The following is a 16,927-nucleotide window of genomic DNA, read 5'->3' on the forward strand; positions in this document are numbered from 1 at the left end:
GAGCTGCGATGGTGCAGCAAAATCCCTAACGGAGGCTTGTCGATGTCGTCTGGATCCAACGTGGCGGATCAGTCCCTTTCCCTCGAAGACCCAGAGGGCTTCATGGCGGACTACTACCAACACCTTGCCGAGGAGGACGCGCGGAGTTACTCTGCAACAACTCTGGCGGCGCGGGTTCAGCGGCACCGAGAGGTCGCGGCCCAGCGACAGACCGGGCGTTCACTGGTCTCCATCTCGGATGAGGCCGACAGCAGCGTTGTCTTTGTTGTCACCGACGACATGCCGTTCCTTGTTGATTCCGTCAACGGCGAGATCATCCGCCAAAACGCAGCCATCAAGCTGGTGGTGCATCCGCTGTTTGTCGCGATCAGGAATCGTGAGACTGGTGCGTTGACCAAGGTCAACAAGGTGCCCGCACATTTGGGAATTTCCAGTGGTGACACGGCGGCAATGCCCAGCATCTCCCACCTGATTGCGCAGGGCGAAAATGCCTCGCACATGGAGTCTTGGATCGCCGTCGAAATCAACCGGATTTCTGATGCTGCTAAAGACGAGCTCATTGCCGGACTGCACCGGATCCTCAACGATGTTCGCGCCGCTGTCGAGGATTGGCCCAAGATGCGGCACAAGGCGCTGAGTATCGCGGACAGCCTGGGGCAGGCGCCCAACCCTGCTGACATCGCAGAGTTGGGCCAGGCTCAGGACCTTCTTCGGTGGCTGGACAGCGGAAATTTCACCTTCCTTGGCTACCGCGAGTACGATCTGGTCACCCAAAATGGCGAGGACGTCCTGGAACTGCGGCGGGACAGCGGTCTCGGTTTGTTGCGGACCACTGCGGACTCGCCCCACGTTCAGCACCTCACGGAGACAGGCCAGAAGATGGCCCGCGAAAAGCGGGCACTGGTGATCACCAAGGCAAACTCGCGTTCCACTGTCCACCGCTCTGCCTACCTGGACTACATCGGAATCAAGAGCTTCGATGCGGCTGGCAACGTCAACGGTGAACGCCGTTTCATTGGCCTGTTCGCCACGAGTGCCTACACAGGATCCGTCCTGAACATCCCGCTGGTCAGGGAGAAGGTTGGCGCGGTCCTCAGCAGCGCCGGATTCCCGCCGGACTCCCATTCAGGCAAGGACCTGCTGGGTATCCTGGAGACTTATCCGCGGGACGAGATGTTCCAGATCGAGGCTGCCGACCTCACTGCCACCGCATTGGGGATCCAGAAGCTCCAGGAACGCCGACGGACCAGGCTCTTTCTCCGTCCCGACATCTACGGTCGGTTCATGTCTGCGCTGGTCTACCTCCCGCGCGATCGCTACACCACCAACGTCCGGCTCCGGATCGAACGCGAACTGCGCGAGACGTTCGCGGCTGAATCCATTGATTACGAAGCCCGCATGACCGAATCGGCGTTGGCGCGGCTATTCTTCCGGATCCGCCTCCCGAAGAGCGTTGCCGCGGCTGAGGTCAACGTGCAGGAACTCGAAGCCCGCTTGGTCATGGCAGCCCGGTCATGGAGCGAGGGCATCGCGGATGTCTTGCGCGAGGGTAGGGAAATCAGTGCGGCCAAGCAGTTGGCGGCCATCTGGTCGGAGGCTTTTCCCGCCAGCTACCGCGTCGACTATGAAGTTGAGGACGCTCTCGAGGACATCCAACGCTTTGAAATGTACGGCGCCGCCGCCGAGCGAACCTCAGGGATCAGGCAGGAGCGTCCGGGCGTGCACGTGTATCTGCCCGACGGTGCTGGCACCACGCTTGAAGAAGACGCCAGGGTCAAGCTCTACCTCCTGGAACCCAAGAGCCTGTCCCAGATTCTGCCGTTCTTCCACAACCTGGGACTTGAAGTGCTGGACGAACGGCCCTTCGAAATTGAAACGGCAGACGACAGGGACTTCTTCCTTTACGACCTGGGCCTGAAGTATCCTGCCGGCGTCGATCCCCTTGGTACCGGTGAGTTGCTGGCGGATTCATTTGGCGCTGCAGTCAGTGGAAACACCGAGTCTGATAGTTTCGACCGGTTGGTTCTCCGGGAAGGGCTCTCCTGGCGCCAGGTCACCGTGCTGCGCGCGTATGCCCGCTACATGCGGCAGATGGGCAACACTAACTCGTTCGAGTTTATGGCTGACACGTTGCTTGCGAACCCGGCCGTTACACGCGGAATGATCAGCCTATTTGGTGCTCGCTTTGATCCGTCCCAGCCCGATGCAGATCGAGAAGCAGCCCAGGCATCCGTTCGGGAGGAGCTCCTGGCAGCTATCGAGGACGTGGCAACGCTCGACGCCGACCGCGTCCTGCGGATCTTCGTCAACCTCATCGAGGCGACCCTTCGTACCAACTACTTCCAGGGCAAAACGCACCTGAGCTTCAAATTGGATCCCGTGCAGATCGACGGGCTGCCCTTCCCTCGACCGATGTTTGAGATCTGGGTCTACTCGCCCCGGGTTGAAGGAGCGCACCTTCGTTTCGGGGCCGTGGCCAGGGGCGGGCTCCGCTGGTCCGACCGTCGCGAAGACTTCCGCACAGAGGTCTTGGGCCTGGTCAAGGCACAAACCGTCAAGAACGCAGTGATTGTGCCGACCGGCGCCAAGGGTGGATTCTTCGCGAAACAACTGCCGGATCCGGCAATCGACCGCGGCGCTTGGATGAGCGAAGGTATTGAGAGCTACAAGACTTTCATTCGCGGCCTACTGGACATCACCGACAACCTCGTCACGGAGGATGGCCTCGAAAAGGTCGTACCGCCGTCGAACGTTGTCCGGCACGACGGCGACGATACCTACCTCGTGGTGGCTGCAGACAAGGGAACGGCATCGTTCTCCGACATTGCCAACGGCCTGGCCGAGGAGTACGGCTTTTGGCTGGGGGACGCCTTCGCGTCCGGAGGATCAGTGGGCTACGACCACAAGGCGATGGGGATCACCGCCCGTGGCGCCTGGGAGTCCGTCAAACGGCACTTCAGCGAGCTTGATCTGGACACCCAGTCGCAACCGTTCACCGTCGTCGGCGTGGGGGACATGTCAGGCGACGTGTTTGGAAACGGGATGCTCCTCTCGCGTCACATCCGTCTGGTAGCTGCTTTTGACCACCGGCACATCTTCCTGGATCCGACGCCCTCTGAAGAATCCTCCTTCGTGGAACGCGAGCGGCTCTTCGCACTGCCCCGGTCCTCCTGGGACGACTACGATAGGTCGCTCATCAGTGCAGGCGGTGGAGTCTTCCCGAGGCAGTCGAAATCCATCCCCCTCTCGCCGGAAGTTCGATCCGTGCTGGGCTTGCCCGCAGGCACAACGCAGTTGAGCCCGACCGAACTCCTCCGCGCCATTCTCTTGGCTCCTGCTGACCTGCTCTACAACGGCGGCATCGGCACCTACGTCAAGGCAAGCGCGGAAACGCAGGCGTCGGTAGGGGACAAGGCAAACGACGCTATCCGCGTGGACGGCCGGGACCTGCGCGTCAAAGTCGTCGGGGAGGGCGGCAACCTTGGCATGACCCAGCGGGGGCGGATCGAAGCTGCGCTGCAAGGCGTCATCCTCAACACCGACGCCATTGACAACTCGGCCGGTGTGGACTGCTCCGACCATGAGGTCAACATCAAAATCTTCGTTGACCGGATGATGGCCGCCGGCAAACTCTCCGCCGCCGAACGCTCCGAATTCCTGGCGTCCATGACTGAGGAAGTCGGCCGGTTGGTCCTTGAGGACAACATCGACCAAAACATCCTGCTGCTCAACGATCGCACCCGGGTCGCTGAGTGGAGCCCCAGCTATGAGCGGTTGATGGATTGGTTGGAGACCCGCGCGGACCTGAAACGTGACCTGGAGGCGCTGCCAACCACCGATTCGCTGCAGGAGCGGCTGCAGCAGGGTCAGGGCCTCACCTCCCCGGAACTCTCCGTACTGGCCGCCTACGCGAAGATCGAGTTGGCGGCTGCACTGCGTGACAGTGACCTGGCCAACGATCCTTGGTTCCGACAGACACTCCGGGCCTATTTCCCACAGCAGTTACGCGAGCGGTTCGACGAAGAATTGGACACCCACCCGCTGCGACGGGAAATCATCGCAACGGTGGTTGCCAACGACATCATCAACCTTGGCGGGATTACCTTCGCGTTCCGGGTGATGGAGGAGACGTCAGCGTCTGAAGTGGCGGTGGCCAAGGCCTTCGTTGCCCTTCGTGAAATCTATGGCCTGGATTCGATGGTGGCAGAACTCAACAGTTTGCCGGCGTCGTTCCCCACGGAGCAATGGAGCGCCATCCACCTCGACATCCGGAGGCTGCTGGACCGGGCCGTCAGGTGGCTGCTGGGCCAGGCAAGCATGTCCGCACCCATCGCTGAGATGGTCGCTGACTTCAAGCCCACCGTGGAACCCCTCCGGGCCCGGCTCCTGGACTACCTGCGCGGTACCGACCATGACCGGGTGTCTGAGTGGTTGGACAAGGCCCGCGAATGGGACTTGCCTGCAGACCTCGCGGTGCGATGGGCGGAGCTGTTTGAGAGCTTTGCACTCCTTGACATCGCCAAGATCGCCAAGGTGCGTGACGATTCTGTGCCGGACATTGCCGGCGTCTACTTCACGGTGTTCAATCGCTTCCACGTTGATGGCCTGCTGGAGCGGATCAGCAGCCTGCCCCGACAAGATCGGTGGCAGGCGCTGGCCCGGGCCGCCTTGCGTGATGACCTTTACTCCACCGTCATGGATATGACGACGGCGGTGCTGGACGCCACCAGTGCAGGCCTCGAACCGCAGTCGCGGATCGAAGGATGGGAGCAGCAGAACGCCGAACAGTTGGCCCGAGCCAAGACCATGTTTGACGAGGTCAACTCCCTTGAGGCCGACGATATGGCGTCCCTGTCGGTAGCATTGAGGCTCTTGAGGTCAATCGTCCGACGCTGAGTGCTGGCGTCGCAACTGGAGGTGTAGTGGCAATCTTTACGGACCCCATCAGGGAACACGCTGATTTTGGGCCGGGCGATGCCGAATGGCTGCACCTGCTGGTGGGGGATTGGCAGATGGTGGCGGACTTGGCTTTTGCTGACCTGGCACTATGGTTCCCGCACCCGGAGCACGGGTACGTAGCGTTGGCGCATGTCCGGCCCTCCACCTCACACACGGTGTTTCATGGAGACTTCGTGGGGGAGGGGATCAGGTCGGACTTGCGTCCGCTCGTGGACAAGGCGTGGGAGAGCCGCTCTATTGAACGCTCCAGCGAGACCAGTTGGAGCAGCGAGATGGCACTCCGGGTGGAGGCGGTGCCCATGGTGCGCAACGGCAGGACGCTTGCCGTGCTCACCACGCATATGGACCTTTCCAGTTCGCGCATGCCGTCCCGCCTGGAACTGACCTACCGTCAATGCGCCTACGATTTGCTGCGGATGGGCACCCTGGGCTTGTGGCCGGACTTCGCTTCGCCCACAGGATCCCGCCGTGGCGCGCCTCGCGTGGGGGATGGGCTGATCCGGTTGGATGCCGAGGGCATTGTCCAGTACGCAAGTCCGAACGGCGTCTCAGCGTTCCGCCGCCTCGGCGATGGTGAGTCGTTGGAGGGCAGGTCCCTTGCCGAAGTGACGGCTAGTCTGTTGAAGGACCGTCGGATGGTCGACGAAACCTTGCCCCTTGTGGTGACCGGCAGGATGCCGTGGCGCAGTGAGATTGAATCCCGCGGCGTCAGTCTGTCGCTCCGTGCCATTCCGCTGCGCGACGAGGAGCACCGTTTCGGCGCCCTCGTCCTGTGCCGGGACGTGTCCGAGCTGCGCCGGCGGGAGATGGAACTGGTGACGAAGGACGCCACCATCCGCGAGATCCATCACCGGGTGAAGAACAACCTGCAGACGGTGGCGGCTTTGCTTCGCATGCAGTCCCGACGCATGGTCAGTGATGAAGCCAAACAGGGCCTGGAACAGGCGATGCGGCGGGTGGCGACCATCGCACTGGTGCACGAAACCCTCTCGCAGGGTTTGACGCAGAGTGTGGACTTCGACGAGCTGATTGGTCGGCAGTTCCGGCTGTCCGCTGAGGTCGCGTCGCCGTCGCAGCAGGTGAAGACCGAGCGTTCCGGCTCCTTTGGCGAACTGCCCAGCGATCTGGCAACGCCCCTGGCATTGGTGATCAATGAGTTGGTGACCAACGCTGTGGAGCACGGCCTCGATGGCCGCACCGGTACTGTCTGGCTCATTGCCGACCGCACGGAGGCCGACGACGGCGAAGAGATCACCGTGACAATCGCCGACAACGGCGTGGGACTGCCCGACAAGCCCTACACCGAGGGGTTGGGTCTGCAGATTGTCCGGACACTCGTCATGAGCGAATTGGGCGGCAGCATTGCTTGGCTTCCCCGCGACGGTGGCGGAACGTCCGTGCAGATCCGGCTGAGCCTCTTGGACAAATAGCCTCTTGTCGGGTGTGCCTGGTGAGGAGCCGGCGCACTCTCGGCTGGCACTCTCGGTGAATTTCCGTGGGCCGGTCGGGCTCAGCAGCAGCCCCCTGGCCTTCAAAACTCGCCGGCTTAAAGAAAGAGCCCCGGCGGCAACCTGAGCGGTTGCTGCCGGGGCTCTCTAACGCTTATTCAGGAAGCGCGACTACTTAGGAAGCGCGACGGGCGCGAGCCGCACGTCGCTTGAGTGCACGACGTTCGTCCTCGCTCATGCCGCCCCAGACGCCGGCGTCCTGTCCGGACTCCAACGCCCACTGGAGGCAGGTATCGACGACGGCGCAGCGCCGGCACACGCTTTTGGCTTCTTCAATCTGGAGCAGGGCGGGGCCCGTGTTTCCGACCGGGAAGAACAGTTCGGGGTCCTTTTCGAGGCACGCTGCGCGGTTACGCCAATCCATGCTGATCAGTCGCTCCATTCTGGGGAAAGCTCTTTGTGAAATTATTCACTAGGGGCTACAAAGGAAAGGGGCCCGGCGGGGCCCCGTTGGTCATCTGTGTCAAGCCTGTCATGTTAACGCGACGTAAACAAGGGGTAATAGGGGCTGACATCCCGGGAGTGCTGAGCGCTTCGTCACACTGTTGACAACGGCCCACACCGCATTTCGACTATCTCGGGTATGGTGCCAGTGTGTCAAGACCTTCGGATCAGCCGTCAGATGAATTGCCTGCGAATCAGCCACCTTCCGTGGCGGGATCAGTGCCCTCACGCTCTGCCGAGCCGGTGAGACCCGGCGCGGTCCTCGTTGTTGCTGTGGTGGCGGCGGCAGAAGCTACCGCGCTGCTGATTGCTGGCATTTGGTACGGCTACCAACTTGTCTCCGGGAGCCCGGTGCTGTCCTTCTGGGGTGCAGTGTTCACCCTCGGCTTGCTCCTGGCCTTCTCTGCATGGCTTTATGCGGTGGGGCACTTTCTCATTCGCGGCTACCGGTGGACACGATCTGCTGCCTTGGTGGCTCAACTCTTTGTCCTGACAATTGGCGTCCCGACCATGGCGGGAGGGATCGTGGGCCCGGGAGTGGCGATGGTGGTACCCGCGATCGTCGCACTGGTGCTCCTGTTCAACAACAAGGTGATTGCCTACGTCTCGAAGACCGGCGGACCGGCACCAACGCTCTAGGATCTTGTGGGCTCGGTCCACGCCACCTGGATAGTCCGTTGCTCTCCATTGGCCAGCACGATCGCTCGACCGGGTGGCGAATCAGCTTCCACCTCGATCCGCAACCCGAAGAGGTCAGCATCTCCGGCCAGGCGCGGAGCAATTAGCAGGCCTGTGCCGTCCGCGCGGGCGTGCAACGCCAGCGGCACTTTTTGGAGCAACAGCGGGCTGTATTGTGCGGTGAAAACGACGGCGACGCCATGGGAGTGCAGGGCGACCAACGCCTGCATGGCCGCGGGTGATGCCAGATCGGCGTCGTCGACCAAGGCAACCGGCGATTGCATGGCGGTAGGTGACGCGGTGTCGGTGTCGTTGACCCGGGCTACCAGCGACTGCACGGCCGTAGGTGACGCAAGGTCGGCGTCGTTGACCCGGGTGCCTGAGCCACGCTGTGCCTTGACCGCTTCGGCCGCTATCACTTGGCGGCGCCAGTACTCTGATGCGTCTTCGGATTCGGGCGGGCTTAACCAGTGTCGCGCACCGGGATTAAGCGCCCGCAGCGACCTCAAGACGGTTGACTTCCCGCTGCCCTGGCGGCCGAGGACTGCCAGCACGCCTCCCGGTGCCAGCTGCAGACCTTGTGGTTCGAGTTCGTCGCCGCCGATTCCCACCCACAATGCTGTTGGATCTGTTGGATCTGTTGGATCTGTTGGATCTGTTGGATGGGTTCGCTCCGTTTGATTGTTCGGTTCTCTTCGATGCGGGTGCTGCGCCTGATCGGACTGATCCGTTGGGACGGCCGAAACGTGCCCTCCTGGCCGTCGGAGTGCCTTCGCGATGTCTGTAGAGGTGGCCACAGCGGGCAGTGGCTCAATCCGAAACGGCCGCATGGTGCGCGTGCTGGCCGAGGTGCAGGTGCCCTTGCCATTCTCGCTCGCTGCGGGGGAGCACCCCGTTCTAGGTGCGCATTCGTGCTGCTCGAATAGTTTCGCGTCTGCCGGTGGGCCAAAGAGTTGGCACACGGCTGACCTCTCGGCAGAGCTACTTCTGCCGGTGATGGCGCCAAACGCAATTGCTCTGCCCTGCACTGGATCAGTCACGGGCAGCCGGGGCCAGGCAAGCCTGCCGTCCTCCGTCGAACCGGTGGGAAAATAGAGCCGGTTTGGTACCGCGCCGAAGAACCGCGAGGTGACCAACTCGCGGTTACCGGAGATCAACACGGTAATATCCGCAGAGCTGCCTTCCCGCACCACATCGTGCAAAATTTCCTCAGCCCAGGCCAACGGACCGGCGCGAAGTGCCGAGGACCACGATCCCCAGCCGGAAATGACCAGAAGCAGGGGCGTGGCCGGTTGTTGAAAGGTGCCACTGAGCCGTTGAGCCATTTCCAGTCGGAGTCGTTCCAGGACGCGGACAGCACGGCGTAGCTCATCGATGCCAACGTAGGCGCCTGAGCGGTGGTGACCTCGGGCTGCGGTGAAGACGCCTGTTGAGTCCAGGAAATAGAAATGTGCTTCCTCGGGTGCCGCGACCATGCTGGCCACCGCAGCAATAGTAGCTTCGGTCAATCCAGAGGCCGCAGTCCCAATGAAGGCGAGGTGCCCGTCGTCTCGAGGAGCCCAGACCACGTTGCGGACCACCTGCTCGTCCGTGGCATCCAACAGTCCCAGCACATGTCGCCAGCCAGCACTGGATGCGCCGGGAATACTTCGTGGTGGAGTCATGGTGGTTGGCAGCGGAGCGGCCACAGGCCGATGGGGTGCCAGTCCGTTCCGTCGGGTGAAGAGATCCTGCACAAGGGCTATCAGCGGTGCTGCAACGTGGGCAGGTGGTGCTTTGTGGTCAGGAGGGCTTGGCGCCATCCCGATGACAGGGCAGGTCAGTTCATCAACGGCCAACCGGACTGTGCAGCCGCGGGCACTGAGTGGTCTTCCCGTGAGCGTCGCTGTCTGGAATTCTTCCGGCGCTTCGGTTCCTCGGGCCAGGAAAGCGCGGCCCGGTTGATCGATGCTGATGCCTGCCGCGGCACCCGTTCCGATGATGTCAATGGATTCCAGGGACGACTGGACGCGCAGGGCGATGCTGGAGGTGACGTTGGCGCGGATGTCGGCGGACAAGGCGCCTTGGGGGCGCTGGGTCGCCATCACCAGGTGGAGGCCAAGGGAACGGCCCACGGCAGCGATGCGCATCAATTCGCGGAGTACGTCGGGCGAGTCGTCTACCAGGATGCGAAATTCGTCGATGACAATCACGAGATGGGGCATTGGTATTGAGTCCGCCGGGCCGTGCTGCAGGTAGGCGCTGATGTCTGGGACACAGGCGCGAGCCAAAAGTAGCTCCCGACGTCGAACTTCTGCTCGCAGTGAGACGAGCATGCGATCCAGCTCGGAAGCCGACAGGTCCGTCAGCAGGCCAATGCAGTGCACCAGGGGTGCGAGCGGTCCCAACCCGGATCCACCTTTGAAGTCGACGAACAGGAACGTAACGCGATCTGGTGGGTAGCTGAGGGCCAACCCCGCTACGAGGGTGCGGAGGAGCTCGGACTTTCCGGAACCGGTGGTACCAGCCACCATCAGGTGCGGCCCATCGGACTGAAGATCGACGATGCGCTGGCCCGCGGTGCCCTGCCCAAGGGGCACCGCAAGTGTCGTCGTCCTTGCAGCAGCCAGCCAGCGGTTCTCGGTGTCTAAGGCAGACATCGGAAGGATTGCCGCCAGATCGCATGATGCGGTCAAATCCACTTCCTTCGCTTCAATGGGGCGCCATCCCCTGGTCGCCCAGCAACGACAAAATCGGTCAAAGACTTCAGCGGTGGCGAGGTCGGGGATGAACTCTAACTCGGGGGCCCGGAATTCCCTTCCGGGCGAGGCTAACGAGGCCAACGTGATCAGTGCTGAGCGATGTTCTGAGAGAACGACTGTCGCAAGGCCGATCGTCTGCCTCTGCGTGCCAAAGCCAGGGCCAGGCCAGAAATGGAGCACCCGCCAGCCAAGGGCCAGTGCTGCCTGACCTGGGTCCGGCGCTGAATCCGCGTGCGGGTCGCTAGGCTCTGAGGAATGCACGAGAAAGAGCACACCTGCGTGCTTGGGGCTATTGAGCGCCATATGCAGGGCCGCAGGCGTTGCCGTCATCATGACCTGGGCCAGATACCGGCCGGCGAGGGGAAGTGAGTCCGGGAGACCGTGGACCACGACGGCTGTGCCTTGGCCTCGGGGATACCCGACCTGCTGCATCACGAGTGAGCGGACCATTGCGTGGACGAGTTCCTCGGGACCGCTGAAGCTGGCTGATTCCGCGGCCGGGTCCAAGAAGACAGGAAGAACTTCCACCGGCTCGTTGATGGCATCGCCACGACTGTCAGCGCACTGAACATTTGCCTTCTGGGGCGCTGTGCCCAATCGGAACCACAAGCCGCCTGGGTCGGACTCCGTCACCGCCACAGACTTGTCCAATGGTGCAGCGCGTTCGATTGCTCCATGTCCTGGGGCACTGCGTTCGGCTGCCAACACGAGATGCGCCAGCGACGGCCCGGCAGCGATCCGCCGTCGTCGATCCAGTTCTATTGATACCCGAAGAGCCGCAGCAAATGACCGGCGCTGCCTCCTTTGGCTGGTCAACGGGCCCAGAATTGAAAATGCCGAAATAGCCGTAAACGCGAGAAATATCCACATGCCGGTGAAGGTTGCCAAGGCCACGCCGGCTACGACGGGGATGAGGGCAGGGAGCAGCGACAGCCAGGAAAAGACTCCCACGTTGTCGCCAACGGAGAGCGGCTCACTGACCGATGTGCCGGCGTCGGCCATTGATTTTGGAGCTTGGCTGAGGAAGACGACTGACATGGTGGTCCTCCCACAGCGAATTGCAGATCTCGTTGAAATCGGCATCTGGGTGACAGCTGACCCATCAACGTAACTACCGTTGATGCTTCCCAGATCGGTCAGGGTGATGTCTTTGTCTGTGACAACCAGAACTGCATGCTCGCGGGACAGATCCGGATCTGGGATGGTGATCCGGGCGCCTTCACGGCCGATGGTGTACCTGCCGCGACTCAACGCCACGATAGTTCCCGCCCGAATGCCCGAGTGAATGGCGAGGCCCAGAGGAGCGGAGAGACCCTCGATGGCTACGGGAAATGTCAGCTGGTGAGAGTCCTCTGCCGGTTCTCCGTGCATGCTGTCCGAGGCGTCGACCGACGAGCCGTCTTGGCCGGGAGACGTGGCCGCGGACATCCGAAGACGAGCCACCATGACGGCGCCGTTGGTCAGTGGCGGCACGCCAACGAGGAGGCGCTCGAGGCGCTCGCCGCCCACGGTGATGTCAGTGGCGCCGTAGTGAGACGCCAAGATGTCGGCGAGCTCCGCTCCGCTCGTTCCGGCAGGATGTTCAATGCATAGTTCCAACGCGGGCGGCGGCGGCGCCGCCAGCCCTGGCCTGAACACTACTGTGCAGTGCAACATCATTGCTGCTTCCCCGTTCCCTTGGAGTCAACGTAGTCACATCCGGCCCCACCTATGCGACTGCGGTTTTCCATGTGGAAAAACTGTGGTGGGGAGGGGAGGACAAACCTCCAACGCGAGCACGTGACTCGGTTAGGATCGCTACAGAATGGACCTGGTCCGCATCTTCCAAAAGGAGCTACCGTGAGCACGATTGCCGGCACCGCTGATGTTTCCGAAGCCGCCGAGATTGGCTCTGGAACGAAAATCTGGCATCTCGCCCAAATTCGCGAAGACGCTGTTGTGGGGGAGAACTGTGTCGTTGGCCGGGGCGCTTATATCGGTCCGGGCGTGCAGTTGGGTGCCAACTGCAAAGTGCAGAATTATGCGCTCGTCTACGAGCCAGCAGTTCTGGCGCCGGGTGTCTTCATCGGTCCGGCGGTTGTCCTCACCAATGACGTGTTCCCTCGGGCGGTAACTCCCGAGGGTGAGCTGAAAACTGAAGATGATTGGGACAAAGTTGGTGTGACCATCAAGGAGGGTGCTGCCGTTGGCGCCCGCGCAGTCTGCATCGCCCCGGTGGTCATCGGCGCGTGGGCCACGGTAGCGGCGGGAGCCGTGGTGACCAAGGACGTCCCTGACTTCGCGCTGGTCGCAGGTGTGCCTGCCCGGCAAATTGGCTGGGTGGGTAAAGCCGGGCATCCACTCCAGCAGGAAGGGCTGGATTGGGTCTGCCCACAGACGGCAGCGCACTACCGCGAACAGGACGGCGTCCTGCGGGAGGCCTAGCCAAAGGGGCCCTGGTGGTTCGGTTTGCAGGGTCGAGTTCGACGGGTTCAGCTGTCCCTCGGGTAGGCTTGAGCAGCAGACTCAGGACTCTTCCGTGCTGCCCGCATTCGATACTGGAGATTTTGTGACCGCTGACCTCGTCATCGTAGGGTCCGGCTTTTTTGGCCTGACAATCGCAGAGCAAGCCGCAACTGAGCTCGGCTTGAAGGTTGTCGTTCTCGACCGCCGGCACCACATCGGCGGAAACGCGTACAGCGAAAAAGAAGAGCAGACGGGAATTGAGATCCACCGCTACGGTGCGCATCTCTTCCACACCTCAAACGAACGCGTCTGGGAGTACGTCAACCGGTTCACCACGTTTACGAACTACGTTCACAAGGTATACGGCGTCCACAAGGGCGAGGTCTATTCACTGCCCATCAACCTGGCTACAATCAACCAGTTCTTCCGTGCAAACTTGACGCCCGGCCAGGCCCAGGAACTGATTCAGGAACAGGCCGGCGAGCTGGCAGGTACAGACCCACAGAACCTCAATGACAAGGGGATTCAGCTGATCGGTCGGCCCCTGTACGAGGCCTTCATCAAGCATTACACCGGCAAGCAGTGGCAGACGGATCCAAAGGACCTGCCAGCCAGCATCATTTCTCGGCTGCCCGTGCGCTACAACTATGACAATCGGTACTTCAATGACAAGTACGAAGGCTTGCCCACCAACGGCTACACGGCTTGGATTGAAAGAATGGCCGAGCATCCCAACATTGAGGTGCGGCTCAATACCGACTTCTTCGACGAAGGCCACGAGTACAGCAAGGAAAAAGTGGTCGAGTCCATCCCGGTCATTTACACAGGACCCGTGGACCGATACTTCGACTACGTTGAGGGCGATCTGTCCTGGCGGACCATTGACTTCGAGGAAGAAGTGCTGGACGTCGGCGATTTCCAGGGCACGTCGGTGGTTAATTACAACGATGCCGATACGGCCTACACTCGCGTCATCGAGCCCCGGCACTTTCACCCCGAGCGCAACTACCAGACGGACAAAACGGTTATCATGCGCGAATTTTCCCGCGCAGCAGAAAAAGGCGATGAGCCGTACTATCCCATCAACACCCCCACTGACCGCGACAGGTTGCTGAAGTACCGTGATCTTGCCGCCGCAGAAAAGGATGTGCTCTTTGGCGGTCGCCTTGGGACCTACAAGTACCTGGATATGCACATGGCCATCGGTTCGGCATTGAACATGTTCGAGAACAAGATTCGACCGCACTTCGAAGCGGGAGCAGAAATTGAAAGCGGAGGAGTTGACGCATGAGTGAGTCCGTATCGTCAAAGGCCTGGTCAACTCTACAAAGAGTGATCCTTCCGTCCGCCGACCAGATGGACACGGTATCCCTCTACGTTGATGCAGGAACTGCGAGCGGCATCCGGCTCCGCGAAAATGATGAACTGGCGCGCACGCCCAAGCTTCCTGAACAGAAATTGCAGATGTTCAGTTCCGGTAGCAGGGAGGCGCATTTCGAGGATCTCCTGACCAGGCAGTCTATGCGCGTCAGGTCCGGCGAGCAGATGTCATTCGGCACCTACTTCAACGCTTTTCCTGCGAGTTACTGGAAAAGGTGGACTAATGTTCGGGACATTCGCCTCGCGGTCAGCACCCGCGGCACCGGAACGATCACCGTCTATAAATCGAACGCACGTGGTTCCGTCCAGCGAGTGGATGGCGTTCACGTTGAAGGCACAGCGACCTCAGTGTTCGACCTCACCCTGAAGCCATTCGGTGACGGCGGCTGGTACTGGTTCGATCTCGCGGCAAGCTCGGGCGAACTCCTCTTGGAGAGTGGAACATGGCAGGCCGAAAGCAGCCGCGAGTCGACCAGTGGTCAGGTAACGCTTCAGATTACGACGATGAACAAGCCCGACTTCTGCCTCAACAACGCTCGTATCTTGGCAGAGAACAGCGACGTTCTTGAAAACGTCAAAGAGATCCTGATCGTGGATCAGGGCACCCAGAAGGTTGAGGCGGAGGACGGATTCGCTGCCGTCCAGGAATCCCTGGGTGGAAAGCTCAGGATCATCAACCAGGCGAACCTGGGCGGTTCTGGAGGATTCGCCCGAGGGATGTACGAGTCTGTGGAGAACGGCAGCGATTACGTCCTGCTCCTCGATGACGACATCGTGGTGGAGCCGGAAAGCATCGTTCGGCTCCTCACTTTCGCAGACCACTGCAAAAAGCCAACCATCGTGGGTGGCCATATGTTCGACCTCTACAACCGAAGCGTGCTGCACACCTTCGGCGAGGTGGTTGACCCTTACCGAATCGTCCCGGCGCTTCCGCACGCTGACATGGAAGTTCGACATGACTTCAGCATCGCCAACCTTCGCCAGACAGCGTGGCTGCACCGGCGCGTGGACGTGGACTACAACGGCTGGTGGATGTGCCTGATCCCCACCGAAGTCATTCGTGAAATCGGGCTCTCGTTGCCCCTGTTCATCAAATGGGACGACGCCGAGTACGGGCTTCGCGCACGCGAAGCCGGGTTCGCGACGGTGTCTTTGCCCGGCGCCGCAGTGTGGCACGTTTCCTGGATCGACAAGGACGACCTTGTGGGCTGGCAAGCATACTTCCACGAAAGGAACCGGCTGATCACCACCTTGATCCACAGCCCTTATCCAAAGGGTGGCCGTGTGCTGCGCGAATCCGTGCAGACGGACGTCAAACATCTTGTCTCGATGCAGTACTTCACCGAGCACGGCCGGATTGAAGCGTTGAAGGACCTGTTCAAGGGTCCGGAGGAGCTCCACAATGTGTTGGGCACCAAGCTGCCTGAGATCAACGCACTCAAGATTTCCTATCCGGATGCTCAGCTCAAAGATGACGTCGATGACTTCCCCGCCCCGAAACTCGGACGAGGGCCGATGGGAGGAACTGTCATCGGCATGCCCAGCAAGAAAGAACTAATTCCTTGGGGCATCAAGACGGTCGCCCGGCAGCTCATCAAGGCCCCGGGGCCGGACAGCGGAGAGCGACCGCAGGGGTACTTGGCGCACCGCGATAACCGGTGGTACCGGGTTGCTCACTACGACAGCGTGGTGGTCTCCAACGCCGAAGGCACCGGCGCGTCGTGGTACCAGCGTGATCCGCAGAAACTCAAGTCCATGCTGACCGAAGCGACAAGGCTGCACGTCCGGCTGTTCCGAGAGTGGGACACCTTGGCCGACCGGTATCGCAACTCGATTGCAGAGATCACGTCGATGACGGCCTGGAAAAAGACCTTCGATGCGGCAGCCAGGGACGACGCCTAGATGCCTGCCGCACTTGAGGGTATGACCCGGCCGGGGCAGGGGCGTGGGCTGCTGGATGTCTACGATCACCGCTTCCTGCTGAAGCTGCTGGTCCGCAAGGAAATCAAGGTCCGCTACCGTGGCTCGGTCCTGGGCCTGTTGTGGTCCTACGTCAAGCCGTTGATGCAGTTCCTGATCTACTTTGTAGCACTGGGCATCTTCCTCAACCTACAACGGGGAACCCCGAACTACGCGATCTATCTGTTCTCGGGCATAGTACTGGTCAACTTTTTCACCGAGTCGTTGGGTAACGCCACCCGTTCCATCGTCGATAATCGGGACCTGATCCGAAAGATCTACCTGCCCAGGGAGCTGTTCCCGGTGGCAACGGTCTGGGTATCGGCCGCCCATTTCCTTCCCCAATTGTTGGTCCTTGCCGGCGCGTGCTTCATAGCGGGCTGGTCGCCGTCCATCCTCCAATTGGCTGCGGCAGTGTTGGCCTTCATTCTGGTGTCCGTGCTGGCTACTGGACTGGGTCTGATATTCAGCGCCGCAAATGTGTACTTCCGTGATTCCGAAAACATCGTGGACATGATCCTCATGGTGGTCACTTGGGCATCGCCGGTTTTGTACGTGTGGACCATGGTCAAGCAGGTGATGGGCCCGTGGTTCTGGGTCTACCAGATCAATCCAATGACTGTGGCGGTGGAGATATTTCACTGGGCTTTCTGGTTCCCCACCCTGAAGGAGGATCAGCTCACGCTGGCCAGCATGCCGCCGGACCTGATGACCATCTGGCTTCCGGCCGCGTTCCTCATTTCATTCATCATCCTGTTCATCGGCCAGCAGGTATTCCGCCGTGCCGCCGTCCACTTTGCCCAGGAGCTTTAG

General features: G+C 61.1%; 9 protein-coding genes. 7 read left to right on the forward strand and 2 right to left on the reverse strand.

What is annotated here, in order from left to right:
* The first annotated feature begins 42 nt into the window (after nucleotides 1-42).
* Nucleotides 43-4,896, forward strand: a complete 4,854-nt coding sequence (locus PSET11_RS10555) for an NAD-glutamate dehydrogenase (RefSeq protein WP_124092065.1) — start codon at nucleotides 43-45, stop codon at nucleotides 4,894-4,896.
* 26 nt (nucleotides 4,897-4,922) lie between these two features.
* Nucleotides 4,923-6,389, forward strand: a complete 1,467-nt coding sequence (locus tag PSET11_RS10560; protein WP_124092067.1) for a sensor histidine kinase — start codon at nucleotides 4,923-4,925, stop codon at nucleotides 6,387-6,389.
* Between the two features lie 193 nt (nucleotides 6,390-6,582).
* On the opposite strand, the gene PSET11_RS10565 is transcribed toward PSET11_RS10560, so the two are convergent.
* Nucleotides 6,583-6,831, reverse strand: coding sequence for a WhiB family transcriptional regulator (locus PSET11_RS10565; RefSeq protein WP_124092069.1), 249 nt, complete (start codon nucleotides 6,829-6,831; stop codon nucleotides 6,583-6,585).
* 287 nt (nucleotides 6,832-7,118) lie between these two features.
* Here PSET11_RS10565 and PSET11_RS10570 point away from each other — a divergent pair, with 287 nt between their 5' ends.
* Entirely contained in the window at nucleotides 7,119-7,550 is a 432-nt protein-coding gene (locus PSET11_RS10570) for a hypothetical protein (protein ID WP_238989115.1), read from the forward strand.
* Here the strand turns inward: PSET11_RS10570 and PSET11_RS10575 are convergent.
* Nucleotides 7,547-11,989, reverse strand: a complete 4,443-nt coding sequence (locus PSET11_RS10575) for an FtsK/SpoIIIE domain-containing protein (protein ID WP_124092071.1) — start codon at nucleotides 11,987-11,989, stop codon at nucleotides 7,547-7,549. The two genes, PSET11_RS10570 and PSET11_RS10575, sit on opposite strands and share 4 nt — an antisense overlap.
* A gap of 180 nt (nucleotides 11,990-12,169) precedes the next feature.
* Here PSET11_RS10575 and PSET11_RS10580 point away from each other — a divergent pair, with 180 nt between their 5' ends.
* The 4 genes from PSET11_RS10580 (at nucleotide 12,170) to PSET11_RS10595 (ending at nucleotide 16,927) form a co-directional block, all read left to right on the forward strand.
* Nucleotides 12,170-12,754, forward strand: coding sequence for an acyltransferase (locus PSET11_RS10580; protein WP_203415957.1), 585 nt, complete (start codon nucleotides 12,170-12,172; stop codon nucleotides 12,752-12,754).
* A 124-nt stretch (nucleotides 12,755-12,878) separates the two neighbouring features.
* On the forward strand, nucleotides 12,879-14,066 hold the full coding sequence (gene glf, locus PSET11_RS10585; RefSeq protein WP_124092075.1) for a UDP-galactopyranose mutase: 1,188 nt from the start codon (nucleotides 12,879-12,881) through the stop codon (nucleotides 14,064-14,066).
* On the forward strand, nucleotides 14,063-16,057 hold the full coding sequence (locus PSET11_RS10590) for a glycosyltransferase (protein WP_124092077.1): 1,995 nt from the start codon (nucleotides 14,063-14,065) through the stop codon (nucleotides 16,055-16,057). The genes glf and PSET11_RS10590 overlap by 4 nt, the downstream gene beginning before the upstream one ends.
* On the forward strand, nucleotides 16,058-16,927 hold the full coding sequence (locus tag PSET11_RS10595; protein WP_124092079.1) for an ABC transporter permease: 870 nt from the start codon (nucleotides 16,058-16,060) through the stop codon (nucleotides 16,925-16,927).

Origin of the sequence: Arthrobacter ulcerisalmonis (assembly GCF_900609065.1) — a bacterium.
Lineage (GTDB): Bacteria > Actinomycetota > Actinomycetes > Actinomycetales > Micrococcaceae > Arthrobacter > Arthrobacter ulcerisalmonis.